The organism is Devosia sp. Leaf420, assembly GCF_001425445.1.
Lineage (GTDB): Bacteria > Pseudomonadota > Alphaproteobacteria > Rhizobiales > Devosiaceae > Devosia.
Map to the genome: position 1 here is coordinate 1 of NZ_LMQU01000013.1, position 14,436 is coordinate 14,436.

A 14,436-nucleotide genomic window follows, 5' to 3' on the forward strand; every position below is an offset into this window, starting at 1 on the left:
AACCTAGACCCTTGACCGCAGCAGCCGACCCGAAACAAAACTAACAGGCGGGTCACTTCTCAATGGAAAACCCGGGGCACTTCTCGGCGGAAATCAACAGCCAGCACGATGCTGCGGTGCTTCGGCTGCACGCTGCGATCGACGATGACGACGTCTCCCGGGAATATGCGGACATCAATCATGCAATCGCCAACCACGCGCCAGAGGAACGTGGCGGTCGGGTTGGCGATCAAGACCTGGTTCAGATCGATCATATCTTCGATAAAATCGTCCGCAGGGCTGGGGAAGCCCGCGTGGACGGCCTGACCGACGAGAGGCACGCGCAGCGCGATCATGCTCGAGACGGGCACTGGCATGCCGCCGGGTGCCATTACAATTCTCGAGATGCGCATTCCGACTCCTTGGCGGGGGCTGTTGCCAAGGCTCGGATATAGGCACGAACAAATGGAGAACGAAAGTCACGATTGCAGTCTGTGGAGAACTCCATCCTATGAATACAAATTATTTTCAAAACGCCCTTGAACCTCGCATCGATTGAATACATTTTATATTCAAGAGCGACGGAGAGGCCGGCGCGAGGCATCTGAAAGGGCCATAGTGTGACTGAAAATGCATCCATCGAATCCATCCAGATCGGCCGCTGCACGATCACCGAAAGTCTCATTTTCGTTGGGGAAGTCATCGGGGGCGGGACGGGCGGACCGGGAAAGGTTACGAAGTTTGTGGACTTCAATCGGACCGCCCCGCTGTATTTTTTCAAGGACAACCGGAGTGGGTCTAAGCGTTCGGGAACCTGCCTCTGGCAGCTTGAAGCTGACGCGCTTTACCGCATCGATAACGTGGCCATCTCCAGCCGCAACACGGACACATTTTATGTCTCGACGATTGGCGGACAGCCGAAGGAACTGAGCCGGGACGAGTTCAATGCCGAGCGTGCTCGTATCTGGCCGTTGGGCGCTCAACTGGCTGCCGAGGCAGCTGCGCAGTTCAAGATCGACGAAGCGGCACGGATCGAGCGTGAAGCTGCCGAGGCCGAGCGTCGCCGGATCGAAATGGAGGCTCGGCAGGTCGAGACCGAAGCGCTTAAGGAAATCAACGCAGAACGCGCTGCCGAGATCGCCGAGAAGGGGCAGCCTGTCGTCGATGGGTTGCCGGAACTTTCTGGAACACCGAAGCAGATCGCGTATGCGTTGAACATCAGAGCCGCATATGCTGAGAAGCATCCGGACAGCCCATCACTTAAGAAGGGCACCACGGCCAAATACTGGATCGAAAATTATCGCTCGATCCTTTTTAGGTGAGGATCGGTCATGACTCCCGAATACATCGAGGAGATCGCCCGCGCAGTCGTGGGCGATCATAAGGGCTGGCAGGCGCGGTTCGCCGAATCTTCCGGCATCAGTCCAGCCCACCTTAGCAATGTCCTGAAAGGCACCAGACCGGTAACCTCTGATTTCAAAGCAAGGGTGCGCGGCGTCTGTATCGTTCAATCGCTGGCGCTGCGGGAAAGAGCGGATAAAGTCGAGCGCTTCGCGATCGACCTAGGATAGTTGAGGGAAGTGGTGGGCGCGGAGGGACTTGAACCCCCAACCAGAGTGTTATGAGCACTCGGCTCTAACCATTGAGCTACACGCCCGCCGGAGGCCTTGTGCGATATCCGGGGGGATGTCGCAAGACCCCATAAATTGAGCCTACCGGTCCCCGTACTGGTCCCCGAAGTCCTCGAAAGTGGCACCGTGAAGCTTGGAAATCCCAGAAATCATGGTGCGCCCAGAGGGACTTGAACCCCCAACCAGACCGTTATGAGCGGTCGGCTCTAACCAATTGAGCTATAGGCGCGTTGCGTGCCTCTTAGCAGGGTCGGGGCCGCTGTCAAAGGGGGAAGAGGACAGGCTTGTGTCCTTTTCCCGAGCGCGCTAATTTGCGGAACGGTCTGCAGTTCACCGAGGCGTCGCCGTCCCCAAGAGGGAAGCTAAACCTGCGTTCAAATAGAATTCGACGACACCTTGTGCCTCGTCGAAAGCCGGTGACCATCGAGCCGCCCCCATGCGGTTGAGGCATGTTCAGCAAGGATGTGTCATGTCGCGCGAAATTCACGCACTCACTATTTCGGATCTGTCTTCTTTTGCCCGCGCCCTGCGCGAAAGTCTTGGTAAGCGCGAGGCACCGCCGAGCCATGTCGAGATGGTCAATCTTTTGAGCAAGTCGGCAGGGTATCGAAACTATCAGCATTTTCGGGCGCAGGAGGAGCGGCGGAGCGAGGTGCCTAGGCCTGAGCCGGTCGATCATGATTTGATCGAACGGGTGGCTCGGCATTTCGACGGGGCTGGGGTGTTGATGCGCTGGCCGGCCAAGAACAGTCTGCAACCGCTTTGCCTTTGGGCCCTGTGGAGCCGGATGGAGGCGGGGCGGACCTATCCGGACGCGGAGATGACGGCGCTGCTCAATCGCTGGGCGAGTTTTGGCGATCATGCGCTGTTGCGGCGGGCGCTTGTCTCGCTGGGGTATGCCGTGCGCAGCAAGGACGGGCGGATTTATCGCCGGATCGAGCAGAAGCCGCCGGCGGAATTGTCGCCGCTGTTGCGCAGGGTGATGAGAACGCAGGGAGCTGTCTAGGCGGTTTTCTTGACGCCACGCTGGTAGGCGATCTTGGCGGCAAGATTGCCCATGCCCTGAGATTCGCTGAGCTTTACTGTCATCAATCCGGTGGCCTGGCTGCTCATGGATTGGACCTGCGCGAGAGCGGCGGTGCGCTTCTCGCGGTAGTACTTCATCTGCTCATAGCGCGACATCTGGGAGATGGTGCTGATACTGGCCATGGAGAAAGCATGGCAAGAAATGGTTAGCCGGCCCTTAATGCTGCATGACGACGAGGCCGGCGGCGGCGGCCATCATGGCGCCGGCGGTCTTGTTGAGACGGCCAAGAGCCTTTTCGCTGCGGAACATGTCACGGGCGGCTGAGGCGAGCCAAGCATAGCCGCAGCCGATCATCAGCAGAACCACGACGACGATGGCGGTGAGCTCGATGAAGGCGATGGGGTTCATCTGATCGAGCGGGATCACCGTTGGCAGGATGGCGAGATAAAAGACGATGGTCTTGGGATTGCCCATGGTGAGCGAGAAACCAGCAAGGAAGGTCTTGAGCGGGGCTTCGCTCTTCGGCTTCATCTGCTCGGCGCCGGGTTTGGCAGTCCAGAATTTGTACGCGATGTAAAGAAGATAGGCGGCGCCGGCACAGCGGATGATGACGAAGACCGGGCCAAACCAGGTGGCGATGGCCGCGAGGCCGAAAACGGCGAAGACGAAATAGACGAGATCGCCAGCCAAAATCCCCAGAACCATGGGGAAGGCGCCCTTGAAGCCCCCGCCGAGGGCGCGTGCAACGACGGCCGCAACGCCGGGGCCGGGCACGAGCACGGCAATGGCATAGGCAAGGGTGAAGGCGGCGAGGGTGAAGAGGTCCATGGGGCAGTCCGGCAAATGATGCCGGACACTACTCCCGCGCCCGGGGCTTGACCAGTGGGGCGGTTGACGCCCGCGCTGGCCGCGCTATCGTAAAGGGATCGTAACTCGACCGGATGGTGCCGAATGGAACGCTTCTCCACTGCAATGCCGACCTGCCTTGCTCTTGGAGAAACTCTTGTCCATGCCCGTTTCCGTAACGATTGCGAACCTTTCTTATACCGGCCCTGACGGCCACAAACTCTTTTCCGATCTCGATCTGACGTTTGGCCAAGGCCGCACAGGCCTTGTGGGGCGCAATGGCGTGGGCAAAACCACGCTGCTGCGGTTGATCGCGGGCGAACTGACGCCCAGCGCCGGCACGATCGGCGGTACCGGGCGCCTGGGCGTGTTGCGCCAGCAGGTGCAGCCGCGGGAAGGCGAGACCATCGCCGATCTCTTCGGGGTGCGTGCGGCGCTGGCTTTGCTCGCCAAGGCGGTCAGCGGTGATGCGGATATAGATGAACTGGCCGAGGTAGATTGGACGCTCGAGGCGCGGCTCGATGCGGCGCTGGCGCAGTTGGGTCTGCCGGTGACGGCGGAAACGCCGCTCTCTACGCTGTCGGGTGGTCAGCGGACGCGGGCTGCGCTGGCGGCCTTGGTTTTTGTTGAGCCCGATCTGATTCTTCTCGATGAGCCGACCAACAATCTCGATGTCGAGGGGCGACAGGCTGTCGCAGGCTTGCTGAAGGGCTGGCGCGGTGCGGCCCTGATCGTGAGTCACGATCGTGGTTTGCTCGAGGAAGTTGATGCGATTGTTGAGCTGACAAGCCTTGGCGCCAAGACTTATGGCGGCGGGTGGAGCCACTATCGTGAACGCAAGGCGCTGGAGCTCCAGGTGGCGGAGCGGGATCGCGATGTGGCCGAGCGGCAGGTGCGCGATGTGGCGCGCAAAGCGCAGGAGGCGCGGGAGAAGCAGGCCCAGCGCGATGCCGGCGGGCGCCGAAAGGCGGCCAAGGGCGATATGCCGAAAATCATGATGGGTGGCCTGAAGCGCCGCGCGGAAGAAACGGCAGGTGGGCTCGATACGCTGGCTGAGAAAATGGCTGGCGCAGCGCAGGAGCAGGCCGCGGCGGCGCGCGCGAAGATCGAGGTTTTGACGCCGTTCTCGGTGAAGCTGGCGCCAAGCAATCTGCCGCAGGGCAAGGTGGTGTTGCGGGCCAAGGGGGTGAGCGGAGGCTACGAGCCTGAGGCGCCGGTGATCCGCAGTGTGGATCTTGAGATCATCGGGCCGGAGCGGGTGGCTGTAGTTGGGCCAAATGGTTCGGGCAAGACGACGCTGATCAAAATGCTGACCGGGGAATTGACGCCTTTTACCGGGTCGGTGGAGCTTGGCGGGCCACTGGCGCTGCTCGACCAGCAGGTGGGGCTGCTGGATCGGCAGGAGAGCATTGTCGAGAATTTTCGAAGGCTCAATCCCGAGAGTTCGGAGAATGATTGCCGGTCGGTGCTGGCGGCGTTCGGGTTCCGGGCCGATGCGGCGCTGCAGCTGGCGGGCACGCTGAGCGGTGGCGAGATGCTGCGGGCCGGGCTCGCGGCCGCGCTCGGCGGCAAGACGCCGCCGATGCTGCTGGTACTCGATGAACCGACAAACCATCTGGATGTCGAGGCAATCGAGAAGATCGAAGCAGGGCTGCGGGCCTATGATGGCGCGCTGCTGGTCATCAGCCACGATGCGGTATTTTTGGAGAATATCGGGATGACGCGGGAGGTGCGGCTGACCCCCACCTAACCTCCCCCTGGCAGGGGGAGGGACGGACCGGGATTGGCTATGGCAGCCGTGCCAGCCGTTCGGTCAGCAGATCGTAGAAGCGATCGGCGTTGCCGGAGCGGATGTAGCTGGCGTTTTTGGGTTTGTCGGTGACGTGCCAATAGTCGGTGACGGTCATCCCGATCGTGAGTTCGCTTGTCGTTTCGATGGTCACGTTGCACTCGCGGCCTTCGAAGATGGTGGGGTCGATGAGGTAGGCGATGACGGTGGGGTCGTGGAGGGGCGCGCCTTCCCAGCCGTATTTCTTGAGATCGAAGCCTTCGGAGAAGGTCAGCATGTCGTAGACCGCCTGGCCTGACTTGTTGCCGATGGCCTTGATGGCGTTGAGGCGGGCGGGGGTCGACTGCATCTGGTGGGTTACGTCGAGCGGCAAGACGGTGAGCTTGATGCCGCTGCGGAAGACGATATCGGCGGCGTCGGGATCGACATAGATGTTGAATTCGGCCGCCGGGGTGATGTTGCCGACTTCGAAATAGGCGCCGCCCATCATGACGAGTTCGGCGATGCGCTCGGCGATGCGCGGCTCCTTGACGAGGGCCATGGCGATATTGGTCAGGGGCCCGAGTGTGCAAAGGGTGATCGATTTGGGCTTGGCGCTCATCAGTGCATCGATGATGTAATCGACGCCGTGCTGGGGCTGGAGCTCTATCTTGGGGGCTGGAAGGTCGGGGCCGTTGAGACCGGTGTCGCCGTGAACGTGCTCAGCGGTGACGAGGGTGCGGCGCATCGGGCGGGAGCAGCCGGCATAGACGGGGACATCCGGACGGCCCGCAAGTTCGACGATCTTGCGGGCATTGGTGGCGTTGTGGTGGAGCCCGACATTGCCCGCGACGGCAACAACGCCGACGACTTCGAAATCCTCCGGGGAGGCCAGCGCGAGGAGAATGGCGACGGCGTCGTCCTGACCTGGATCGGTGTCGATGATGATCTTGCGCGGCATGGTCTGTCCCTGAAAGCGAAGCGAAAACAAGGGGACATTAGCTGGCGGAGCGGCAATGGTCGACTATCTGGAACAACGGGGGGAGCGTGACGTTGTAGGTGCATAATTTCCAGCACCCAGAAAGAGATCATGCGCACAGGGCCTGCAGGCGAAGACATGGACGAAAGCCAATTCGAGCGCGTGCTCAATAATGCCGCGCGACTCGCGGTGGTGGCGATTGGCGTCGTCGTGCTCCTATTCGTGCTGCAGGCCGGGCAGGTTTTTCTCGCGCCGGTCACGCTCGCGATCGTCATGGGTCTGATGTTTGGGCCGGTTGCGGATCGACTGGAAGCCATCGGCATTCCGCCGGCGCTGTCGGCCGCGGTCGTCGTGCTGTTGCTGCTCGCAATCATTGCGTCGGGGATCGTGCTATTTGCCTTGCCATTGAGCGAATGGGTGGCGCGGGCACCGCTCATCTGGGACAAGCTGCAGGGCCAGTTGGCTAATCTCAAGGAGCCGATGGAGAGCCTTTCAGGGCTGCAGACGCAGATCACCGAGATCTTTGGCGGTGGCGCGGCGATGAGCGTCAATGTCGAGGATGGGAGCGCCATGGCCAGCGTTGCCATGCTCGCGCCGGCGCTTTTGGCGCAAATCCTGATTTTTCTCGCCAGCCTCTATTTCTTCGTTGCGACACGCGACCATATCCGCATCTCGGTGCTGGCGCTTTGCGTGACGCGGCGGATGCGGTGGCGCACGGCCCATGTGTTTCGGGACGTCGAGGCCAAGGTCAGCCGGTTCCTCCTCTCCATAACGTTCATCAATGCCTGCGTCGGCATTGCTGTGACGACCGTGATGTGGCTGATCGGAATGCCATCGCCCATCCTCTGGGGCGCGCTTGCCGCGGTGCTGAACTATATCCCCTATGTGGGACAGGGCACGATGATCCTGATCCTTCTCGCGGTCGGTCTCGGCACGCAAACCGAGTTGCAGCACATCCTGATGCCGGCGCTTTGCTATATGGGCATCAACTTCATCGAGGGGCAGATCGTGACGCCGCACTTCATCGGCCGCACGATGACGCTCAATCCCTTCATTATCTTTCTCTCGATCACCTTCTGGCTTTGGGCCTGGGGACCGGTAGGTGGGCTTGTCGCCGTTCCGACCCTGTTGATTGCGACGTCCATCCTGACGCATGCGCTGCCGAGCAAGCCGGTCAAGCCCAAGCGGCCGGTGCGGCGCACGCGCTATATGAGCGAACGCGAGGTGGTGCTGGCCAATGCTGCGCAGGCGATCCACGAGCAGAAGGAAGAGGCCGAAGACGGCAACGAAAAGCGCAAGCAGGAACGGCTGGAGCCGCCGGACGGCACAGCGCCGACTGGCGTTGAAGCATCGAGCTAGTTTCGTCCGCGCGTGGCTCGTCTGCGTGCAGCCGCCTTGACGGCGCAGGGCCTGCGGCACAAGTGTCTCCCCTAAACGTGCCTTTGGGGGACTAGAATCATGGCAGGTGAAGCAGTGGCGCAGGCCGCCGAGGCGGCACACCACGGGATCGACCTTTTCCCCATCGTTGCCTTGCTGGCGGCCGGTGTCATTGCCGTGCCGATCTTTCGCCGGATCGGTCTTGGGTCCGTATTGGGCTACCTGGCGGCTGGGCTTTTGCTTGGGCCATCGGGCATCGGTTTGATCCGCGATCCGGCCTCGGTGCTGCAATTGGCCGAGCTTGGCGTCGTGATGTTCCTCTTCATTATCGGGCTCGAAATGGAGCCCAGCAAACTCTGGGCGCTGCGCAAGCAGATCTTTGGGCTGGGCGTGATTCAAGTCGTGAGTTGCGGATTGTTGCTGACCGGGGTGGGCGTCGTCCTTGGGTTTTCGCCCGTTGTCGCCTTCATTTTCGGCATGGGCTTCGTGCTGACATCGACGGCCATCGTCATGCAGATCTTGGGCGAGCGGGGCGAACTTGCGAGCGAGGGTGGACAGAAGATGGTCTCCATTCTTCTCCTCGAAGATCTCGCGATCGTGCCGCTGCTCGCCATCGTGGCGCTCTTGGCGCCGACGGGCGAGGACCAGTCGACGGTGACGCGATTGATCGGAGTCGCTGGCGCGATCGGCGCGATCCTTTTGCTGATCTGGCTTGGGCGCCGCGTGATGAACCCCTTCTTTGCGGTTTTGGCCTCGGTCAAGGTGCGCGAAGTGATGACGGCGGCGGCGCTGCTGGTGGTTTTGGGCGCGGCGCTGCTGTTTCAGGTCAGCGGCCTTTCCATGGCCATGGGCGCATTCCTAGCCGGTGTGCTGCTCTCGACCTCGGCCTTTCGGCATCAGCTTGAAGCGGATGTGGAGCCGTTCCGCGGGCTTCTCTTGGGGTTGTTCTTTCTGGCGGTCGGCATGTCGCTCGATCTCGCGACGGTGTCGGACAATTGGCAGATCATCGCGACCTGTGTCGTGCTGTTCATGGCGATCAAGGCGATCGCGATCTATGTCATCGCGCGGGTGTTGAAGTCGGACCATGGCGAGGCGCTGGAGCGCGCGGTGCTGATGGGGCAGGGCGGCGAATTCGCCTTCGTGCTCTACACAACCGCTGTTTCGGCCGGAATCATCGACGCGCCAAGCAATGCGATTTTTACCGCGACCGTCATCATTTCAATGGTGGTGACGCCGTTTGCGCTGATCCTGATGCGCCAGTTCATGCCCAAGAAGGTCGTTTCTTTCGACGGCATCGAAAGGGCCAATGGGCTGTCGAGCCGCGTGCTGATCATCGGTTTCGGCCGCTTTGGCCAAATCGCCAGCCAGCCTCTCTTGGCGATGCACCACTCGGTCTCGATCATCGACAACGACACGGAAATGATCCGTGCTGCAGCTTCAATCGGGTTCAAGGTCTATTATGGTGATGGCACGCGTCTCGACGTGTTGCGCGCTGCGGGCGCCGGGACGGCCGATCTGATCCTTCTTTGCACCGACGACAAGGCACAGACCAACCGGATCGCCGAATTGGTACGGGATCAGTTCCCATTGGCGCGGGTAATGGCGCGCGCTTATGATCGTCAGCACGGCATCGAACTTCTGAGGGCAGGGGTCGAGTATCAGATCCGCGAGACCTTCGAATCGGCCGTCGCATTCGGCGGTGAAGCGGCGGAAATGCTCGGCGCCAGCGAGGAAGAAGCGCACGAAGTGATCGAGGGCGTGCGTGAGCGCGACCGTCGCCGGTTTGAACTGCAGTTCAACGGCGAGGACTGGCGCAACCTTGGACGGCTTCTCCTCAGCAATGCCGAGGATCAGGCCCGCGAAAGCGGAATTACCGTTTCAGAACAAAACGCTGAGGAGGCAGTCGCACAATCGACGCCTCGTACAGGTAACTAATTTCCCTGCCCTTCGAGGGGGCTTTCCGATGCACAAATTAAGTGCAAGAGTGATGCTTCTAGAGGGGAACATCGTCATGAACACTGGATTGCGATATGCCGCAAAAGCCGATCGTCTACGATGCTCCGACGCCAGAGCCCCGCGCCACTACCGTTGAAGCGATTCAAGCCGAGATCCTTGAAAGGCTGATCTATTCAGTCGGTAAGGACCCGATTGTCGCTCGCCCGCATGACTGGCTGCGCGCCGCGATCCTCGCTGTTCGCGACCGGATCATGGACCGCTGGATGGAGAGTTCTCGCGAGACATGGCGGACTTCGCACAAGCGCGTCTATTATCTCAGCCTTGAATTCCTGATCGGCCGGCTCATGCGCGATGCGATGAGCAATGTGGGCCTGATGGAGCCGGTGGCTCAGGCGCTCAAGAACCTCAATGTCGATCTTGGCGACCTGATCAATCTCGAGCCCGACGCAGCGCTGGGCAATGGTGGCCTCGGCCGTCTTGCGGCGTGTTTCCTTGAGTCCATGTCGTCGCTGAAAATCCCGGCTTACGGCTATGGCATTCGCTATGTGCACGGGCTGTTCCGGCAGGAAATGAGCGAGGGCTGGCAGGTCGAATTGCCTGAAGACTGGCTCGCTCACGGCAATCCTTGGGAATTCGAGCGCCGCGAAAGCGCCTATGAAGTCGGCTTTGGCGGTCATGTCGAGCCGGTGACCGATGCCGACGGCACCGTGCGCCAGGAATGGCGACCGAATGAGCATCTGCTTGCGGTGGCCTATGATACGCCGATCGTTGGCTGGCGCGGTTCGCGCGTCAACACGCTGCGACTCTGGAGCGCGCAGCCGATCGATCCGATCCTGCTCGACAAGTTCAACTCGGGCGACCACATCGGCGCGCTTGAAGAAAGCTCGCGCGCAGAAGCGATTACCCGGGTTCTCTACCCCGCCGATTCAACGCCGGCTGGGCAGGAATTGCGGCTGCGGCAGGAGTTCTTCTTCTCCTGCGCCTCGCTCCAGGACATCGTTCGCCGGCATCTTCAGCAATATGGCGATCTCGGCTCGCTGCCGGATAAGGTCGCGATCCAGCTCAATGATACTCACCCCGCGATTTCTGTGGCCGAACTCATGCGCATTCTCGTCGATGAGAATGGCCTTAAATGGGAAGAGGCGTGGAAGCTGACCAAGGGCACGTTTGGTTACACCAACCATACGCTCCTTCCAGAGGCGCTCGAAAGCTGGCCGGTGGCGCTGCTCGAGCGACTGCTGCCCCGGCACATGCAGATCGTCTACCAGATCAACGCTGCGGTTCTGACCGAAGCGCGGGCCAAGGCGTCATTCAGCGACCAGCAGGTTGCGGCAGTGTCGCTCATCGACGAGCATGGCGGGCGTCGCGTCCGCATGGGGCAGTTGGCCTTCGTCGGCTCGCATTCGATCAATGGCGTTTCTGCGCTTCATACCGAACTCATGAAACAGACGGTGTTTGCCGATCTGCACAAGCTCTATCCCGAGCGCATCAACAACAAGACGAACGGCATCACGCCGCGGCGCTGGTTGATGCAGTGCAATCCCGGGCTGACCAAGCTGATCACCGAGCGCATCGGCCCTGAATTCCTCGACGATATCGAGAAGCTGCATCAGCTCGACGCCCATGCGCAGGATCCCGGTTTCCAGAAGCAGTTTGCGGCCGTCAAGCACGCGAACAAAGAGCGGCTGGTCAAGCTCATCAAGGATCGTGTCAACGTCAAGGTTTCGCCCGACGCGCTGTTCGACGTGCAAATCAAGCGCATCCACGAATACAAACGGCAATTGCTCAACATCATTCACGCCGTGGCGCTCTATGATGAAATCCGGGCGCATCCGGAGCGGAACTGGGTGCCTCGAGTCAAGATTTTCGCAGGCAAGGCCGCACCGAGCTACTGGAATGCCAAGCTGATCATCAAGCTTATCAATGACGTGGCACGCGTGATCAACAATGATCCGGCGGTGCGCGGGCTGCTCAAGGTGGTGTTCCTGCCCAATTACAATGTCAGCCTTGCCGAGCTGATCGTGCCGGCCGCCGATCTGTCCGAGCAGATTTCGACGGCGGGCATGGAAGCATCGGGCACCGGCAACATGAAGTTCATGGCCAATGGCGCCTTGACCATCGGCACGATGGACGGCGCCAATGTCGAAATGCACAAGGAAGTCGGCGACGACAACATCTTCATCTTCGGACTTACGACCGAACAGGTGGATGAAAAGCGGGCCAAGGGCGAGGCACCGGCTGAGGTGCTCCAGAGCACGCACCGGCTGCGCGAGGCGCTTGACGCCATATCGTCGGGTGTCTACTCGCCGGACGATCCGAACCGCTATCGCGATCTGATCGGTGGGCTGCGCGACCATGACTGGTTCATGGTGGCCCGCGATTTCGACGCCTATTGGGATGCTCAGGCCAAGGTCGAGAAAACCTGGCTCGACCGATCGCGTTGGGATGCCATGGCCATCCGAAACACCGCCAATGTGGGCTTCTTCTCGTCCGACCGGACCATCAGGCAATATGCCCATGACATCTGGGATGTGCAGACGGCTTGAAAAATAAGTCAGGCCGCGGATCGAATTTCGCTCTGCGGCCTTACCGAATGACGACCACCTGAATGAATTTGGCTGGTCATGGGGGGATGCAAGGCGTGGCAAAAGAAGCTTGGCAGGCTGAGGGCAGGGATATCGAAGACATCGTGGCGGGTCGCCACGGCAATGCCTTCGGCGTTCTCGGACTGCACGAGATAGGCGGGGACTGGGTGCTGCGCGCCTTTATTCCGCATGCGGAGTCAGTCGAGGCCTTCACGCTCGACGACAAGCCGCTTGGCAATCTCTATCCCCGGCATGGCGGTGGTTTTTTCGAAGGCAAGGTGAGCATCGACGCGCGCCAGCCGATCCGGTTCGAGGCCAAGAACGCCGGCGGCGTTTGGACGGTGTTCGATCCGTTTTCCTTCGGTCCCGTGCTCGGGCCGATGGATGATTATTACATCAAGGAAGGCAGCCACCTCAGGCTCTTCGACAAGCTCGGCGCGCACGAGATGGAATTCGAGGGCATCCACGGGACGCATTTTGCGGTGTGGGCGCCTAATGCGAGACGCGTTTCCGTCGTCGGACCGTTCAACCAGTGGGATGGGCGCCGCCACCCGATGCGCAATCGCGATGGGATCTGGGAAGTATTCATCCCGGTTTTGGGCACGGGGACGATCTATAAATATGAAATCGTCGGCGCCGACGGGCAGGTCTTGCCGTTGAAGGCCGATCCGATGGCGCGGCAGGCTGAACTGCGGCCGCGCAATGCGTCGGTGGTTCCTGATCCGACGCCGTTCACCTGGACAGACGATCGCTACATGGAAGAACGGGCCAAGCGCGATTGGCGCCGCTCGCCCATGTCGATCTATGAAGTGCATCTGGGTTCGTGGCGGCGGCGGCCGGATGGCTCGTTCATGAGCTATGACCAGCTTGCCGAGCAGCTTGTGCCCTACGCCGCTGATATGGGTTACACCCATCTCGAATTCATGCCGGTCAGCGAGCACCCCTATGATCCGAGCTGGGGCTATCAGCCGACGGGCATGTTTGCGCCCACGGCGCGCTTTGGCGATCCGGCCGGATTTGCGCGGCTGGTGAACGCGGCGCATGAGGCGGGGCTCGGGGTCATTCTCGATTGGGTGCCGGCGCATTTCCCGACCGACGAATTCGGCCTGGCGCATTTTGACGGCACCGCGCTTTATGAGCATGCCGATCCGCGGCAGGGCTATCATCCTGACTGGAACACCGCGATCTACAATTTTGGGCGCAAGGAGGTTTCCGCCTTCCTGACCAATAGCGCGCTCTATTGGTTCGAGACGTTCCATATCGACGGCATGCGCGTCGATGCGGTGGCGTCCATGCTTTATCTCGATTACTCGCGGCAGGCGGGGCAGTGGGTGCCAAACCAGCATGGCGGCAACGAGAACCTCGATGCGGTGGCGTTCTTGCAGCGCGTCAATGCCGAAGTTTACCGGCAATTCCCCGGCGCTTTCATGATTGCCGAGGAATCGACTTCGTGGCCGGGCGTCAGTGCGCCGACCTATGCGGGCGGGTTGGGGTTCGGGTTCAAGTGGAACATGGGCTTCATGAACGATACGCTGCGGTTCATGAGCCGCAACGCGATCCATCGCCGCTATCACCACAGCGACATGACCTTCGGGTTAGTCTACGCCTTCAGCGAAAACTTCGTCCTGCCGCTCAGCCATGATGAGGTGGTGCATGGCAAGGGTGCGCTCCTGACCAAGATGCCGGGAGACGATTGGCAGCAATTTGCCAATCTGCGGGCCTATCTCGCCTTCATGTGGGGGCACCCGGGCAAGAAGCTTTTGTTCATGGGCCAGGAGTTTGCGCAGCGCGAAGAATGGACCGAGAGCCGCAGCCTTGACTGGTGGCTGCTCGATTCAGCGCCGCACGAAGGGATGCGCCGCCTCGTGGCCGATCTCAATGCGGCCTATCGCAGCCTGCCGGCCTTGCATGAGCGCGATTGCGAGCCGGATGGCTTCGAATGGCTGATCGGCAACGATCAGACCAATACGGTTTTTGCCTGGCTGAGAAAGGCCGAAGGCGCCGACCCGGTCGTCGTCATCTCCAATATGACGCCTGTTCCACGCAGCGGCTATAAAGTGCCGGTGCCGCTGACCGGGCGCTGGGTTGAACGGATCAATACCGATGCGGGTTGGTATGCCGGGGGCAATACCGGCAACCAAGGCGCCGTGACCGCGTATCCCGTCGAGGGCCGACATCTGCCTGCAGAGATGGAAGTTTTCCTGCCGCCGCTGGCGACAGTTTTCCTGAAATACGAGCCTGAATAACACGTTATCGAGTGAATACGTCCCGCGGGAGCGGCGGGCACT

At 60.8% G+C, this 14,436-nt stretch carries 12 protein-coding genes and 2 tRNA genes; 8 read left to right on the forward strand and 6 right to left on the reverse strand.

The window, feature by feature from the left end; translation table 11 throughout:
• Positions 1–59 precede the first annotated feature (59 nt).
• Positions 60–371 carry a LexA family protein gene (locus tag ASG47_RS15920; protein ID WP_061910847.1) on the reverse strand — a complete coding sequence of 104 codons (312 nt, stop codon included), beginning with the start codon at positions 369–371 and terminating at the stop codon, positions 60–62.
• A gap of 228 nt (positions 372–599) precedes the next feature.
• Here ASG47_RS15920 and ASG47_RS15925 point away from each other — a divergent pair, with 228 nt between their 5' ends.
• Positions 600–1,301, forward strand: coding sequence for a hypothetical protein (locus tag ASG47_RS15925; protein WP_061910849.1), 702 nt, complete (start codon positions 600–602; stop codon positions 1,299–1,301).
• A gap of 9 nt (positions 1,302–1,310) precedes the next feature.
• Positions 1,311–1,550 (forward strand): hypothetical protein, encoded by a 240-nt coding sequence (locus ASG47_RS15930; RefSeq protein ID WP_061910851.1) that lies wholly within the window; start codon positions 1,311–1,313, stop codon positions 1,548–1,550.
• 10 nt (positions 1,551–1,560) lie between these two features.
• On the opposite strand, the gene ASG47_RS15935 is transcribed toward ASG47_RS15930, so the two are convergent.
• A tRNA-Ile gene (locus ASG47_RS15935) sits at positions 1,561–1,636 on the reverse strand.
• A gap of 126 nt (positions 1,637–1,762) precedes the next feature.
• Positions 1,763–1,839, reverse strand: a tRNA-Ile gene (locus ASG47_RS15940).
• A gap of 240 nt (positions 1,840–2,079) precedes the next feature.
• Here ASG47_RS15940 and ASG47_RS15945 point away from each other — a divergent pair.
• Positions 2,080–2,616: a DUF2087 domain-containing protein gene (locus tag ASG47_RS15945; RefSeq protein ID WP_061910853.1), complete on the forward strand. Its 537-nt coding sequence runs from the start codon at positions 2,080–2,082 to the stop codon at positions 2,614–2,616.
• Here the strand turns inward: ASG47_RS15945 and ASG47_RS15950 are convergent.
• The gene (locus tag ASG47_RS15950; protein WP_061910855.1) at positions 2,613–2,819 is read right to left on the reverse strand and encodes a hypothetical protein; all 207 of its coding nucleotides are present in this window, start codon (positions 2,817–2,819) and stop codon (positions 2,613–2,615) included. The genes ASG47_RS15945 and ASG47_RS15950 overlap by 4 nt on opposite strands.
• Before the next feature lie 34 nt (positions 2,820–2,853).
• Complete coding sequence (locus ASG47_RS15955; protein WP_061910857.1) at positions 2,854–3,465, reverse strand: LysE family translocator; 612 nt, start codon at positions 3,463–3,465, stop codon at positions 2,854–2,856.
• Between the two features lie 181 nt (positions 3,466–3,646).
• Here ASG47_RS15955 and ASG47_RS15960 point away from each other — a divergent pair, with 181 nt between their 5' ends.
• Positions 3,647–5,233, forward strand: coding sequence for an ABC-F family ATP-binding cassette domain-containing protein (locus ASG47_RS15960; RefSeq protein ID WP_061910859.1), 1,587 nt, complete (start codon positions 3,647–3,649; stop codon positions 5,231–5,233).
• 37 nt (positions 5,234–5,270) lie between these two features.
• Here ASG47_RS15960 and ASG47_RS15965 read toward each other — a convergent pair whose 3' ends face one another.
• Positions 5,271–6,212: a nucleoside hydrolase gene (locus ASG47_RS15965; RefSeq protein WP_061910861.1), complete on the reverse strand. Its 942-nt coding sequence runs from the start codon at positions 6,210–6,212 to the stop codon at positions 5,271–5,273.
• A 129-nt stretch (positions 6,213–6,341) separates the two neighbouring features.
• On the opposite strand from ASG47_RS15965, the gene ASG47_RS15970 reads away from it, so the two are divergent.
• The 4 genes from ASG47_RS15970 to glgB all read left to right on the forward strand — a co-directional run bounded on the left by ASG47_RS15970 (position 6,342) and on the right by glgB (position 14,394).
• Positions 6,342–7,589 (forward strand): AI-2E family transporter, encoded by a 1,248-nt coding sequence (locus ASG47_RS15970; protein ID WP_082461333.1) that lies wholly within the window; start codon positions 6,342–6,344, stop codon positions 7,587–7,589.
• A gap of 99 nt (positions 7,590–7,688) precedes the next feature.
• Entirely contained in the window at positions 7,689–9,542 is a 1,854-nt protein-coding gene (locus tag ASG47_RS15975) for a monovalent cation:proton antiporter-2 (CPA2) family protein (protein ID WP_061910863.1), read from the forward strand.
• A 95-nt stretch (positions 9,543–9,637) separates the two neighbouring features.
• Positions 9,638–12,109, forward strand: coding sequence for a glycogen/starch/alpha-glucan phosphorylase (locus tag ASG47_RS15980; protein ID WP_061910865.1), 2,472 nt, complete (start codon positions 9,638–9,640; stop codon positions 12,107–12,109).
• 86 nt (positions 12,110–12,195) lie between these two features.
• The gene (glgB, locus tag ASG47_RS15985) at positions 12,196–14,394 is read left to right on the forward strand and encodes a 1,4-alpha-glucan branching protein GlgB (RefSeq protein WP_061910867.1); all 2,199 of its coding nucleotides are present in this window, start codon (positions 12,196–12,198) and stop codon (positions 14,392–14,394) included.
• Positions 14,395–14,436 lie beyond the last annotated feature (42 nt).

Excerpts from the sequence above, each read along its gene's own strand:
- ASG47_RS15920 (WP_061910847.1), bottom strand. The coding sequence starts at position 371 with ATGGCACCCGGCGGCATGCCAGTGCCCGTCTCGAGCATGATCGCGCTG.
- glgB (WP_061910867.1), top strand. The coding sequence starts at position 12,196 with ATGCAAGGCGTGGCAAAAGAAGCTTGGCAGGCTGAGGGCAGGGATATC.
- ASG47_RS15980 (WP_061910865.1), top strand. The coding sequence starts at position 9,638 with ATGCCGCAAAAGCCGATCGTCTACGATGCTCCGACGCCAGAGCCCCGC.
- ASG47_RS15930 (WP_061910851.1), top strand. The coding sequence starts at position 1,311 with ATGACTCCCGAATACATCGAGGAGATCGCCCGCGCAGTCGTGGGCGAT.
- ASG47_RS15945 (WP_061910853.1), top strand. The coding sequence starts at position 2,080 with ATGTCGCGCGAAATTCACGCACTCACTATTTCGGATCTGTCTTCTTTT.
- ASG47_RS15970 (WP_082461333.1), top strand. The coding sequence starts at position 6,342 with ATGCGCACAGGGCCTGCAGGCGAAGACATGGACGAAAGCCAATTCGAG.
- ASG47_RS15975 (WP_061910863.1), top strand. The coding sequence starts at position 7,689 with ATGGCAGGTGAAGCAGTGGCGCAGGCCGCCGAGGCGGCACACCACGGG.
- ASG47_RS15960 (WP_061910859.1), top strand. The coding sequence starts at position 3,647 with ATGCCCGTTTCCGTAACGATTGCGAACCTTTCTTATACCGGCCCTGAC.
- ASG47_RS15950 (WP_061910855.1), bottom strand. The coding sequence starts at position 2,819 with ATGGCCAGTATCAGCACCATCTCCCAGATGTCGCGCTATGAGCAGATG.
- ASG47_RS15955 (WP_061910857.1), bottom strand. The coding sequence starts at position 3,465 with ATGGACCTCTTCACCCTCGCCGCCTTCACCCTTGCCTATGCCATTGCC.
- ASG47_RS15965 (WP_061910861.1), bottom strand. The coding sequence starts at position 6,212 with ATGCCGCGCAAGATCATCATCGACACCGATCCAGGTCAGGACGACGCC.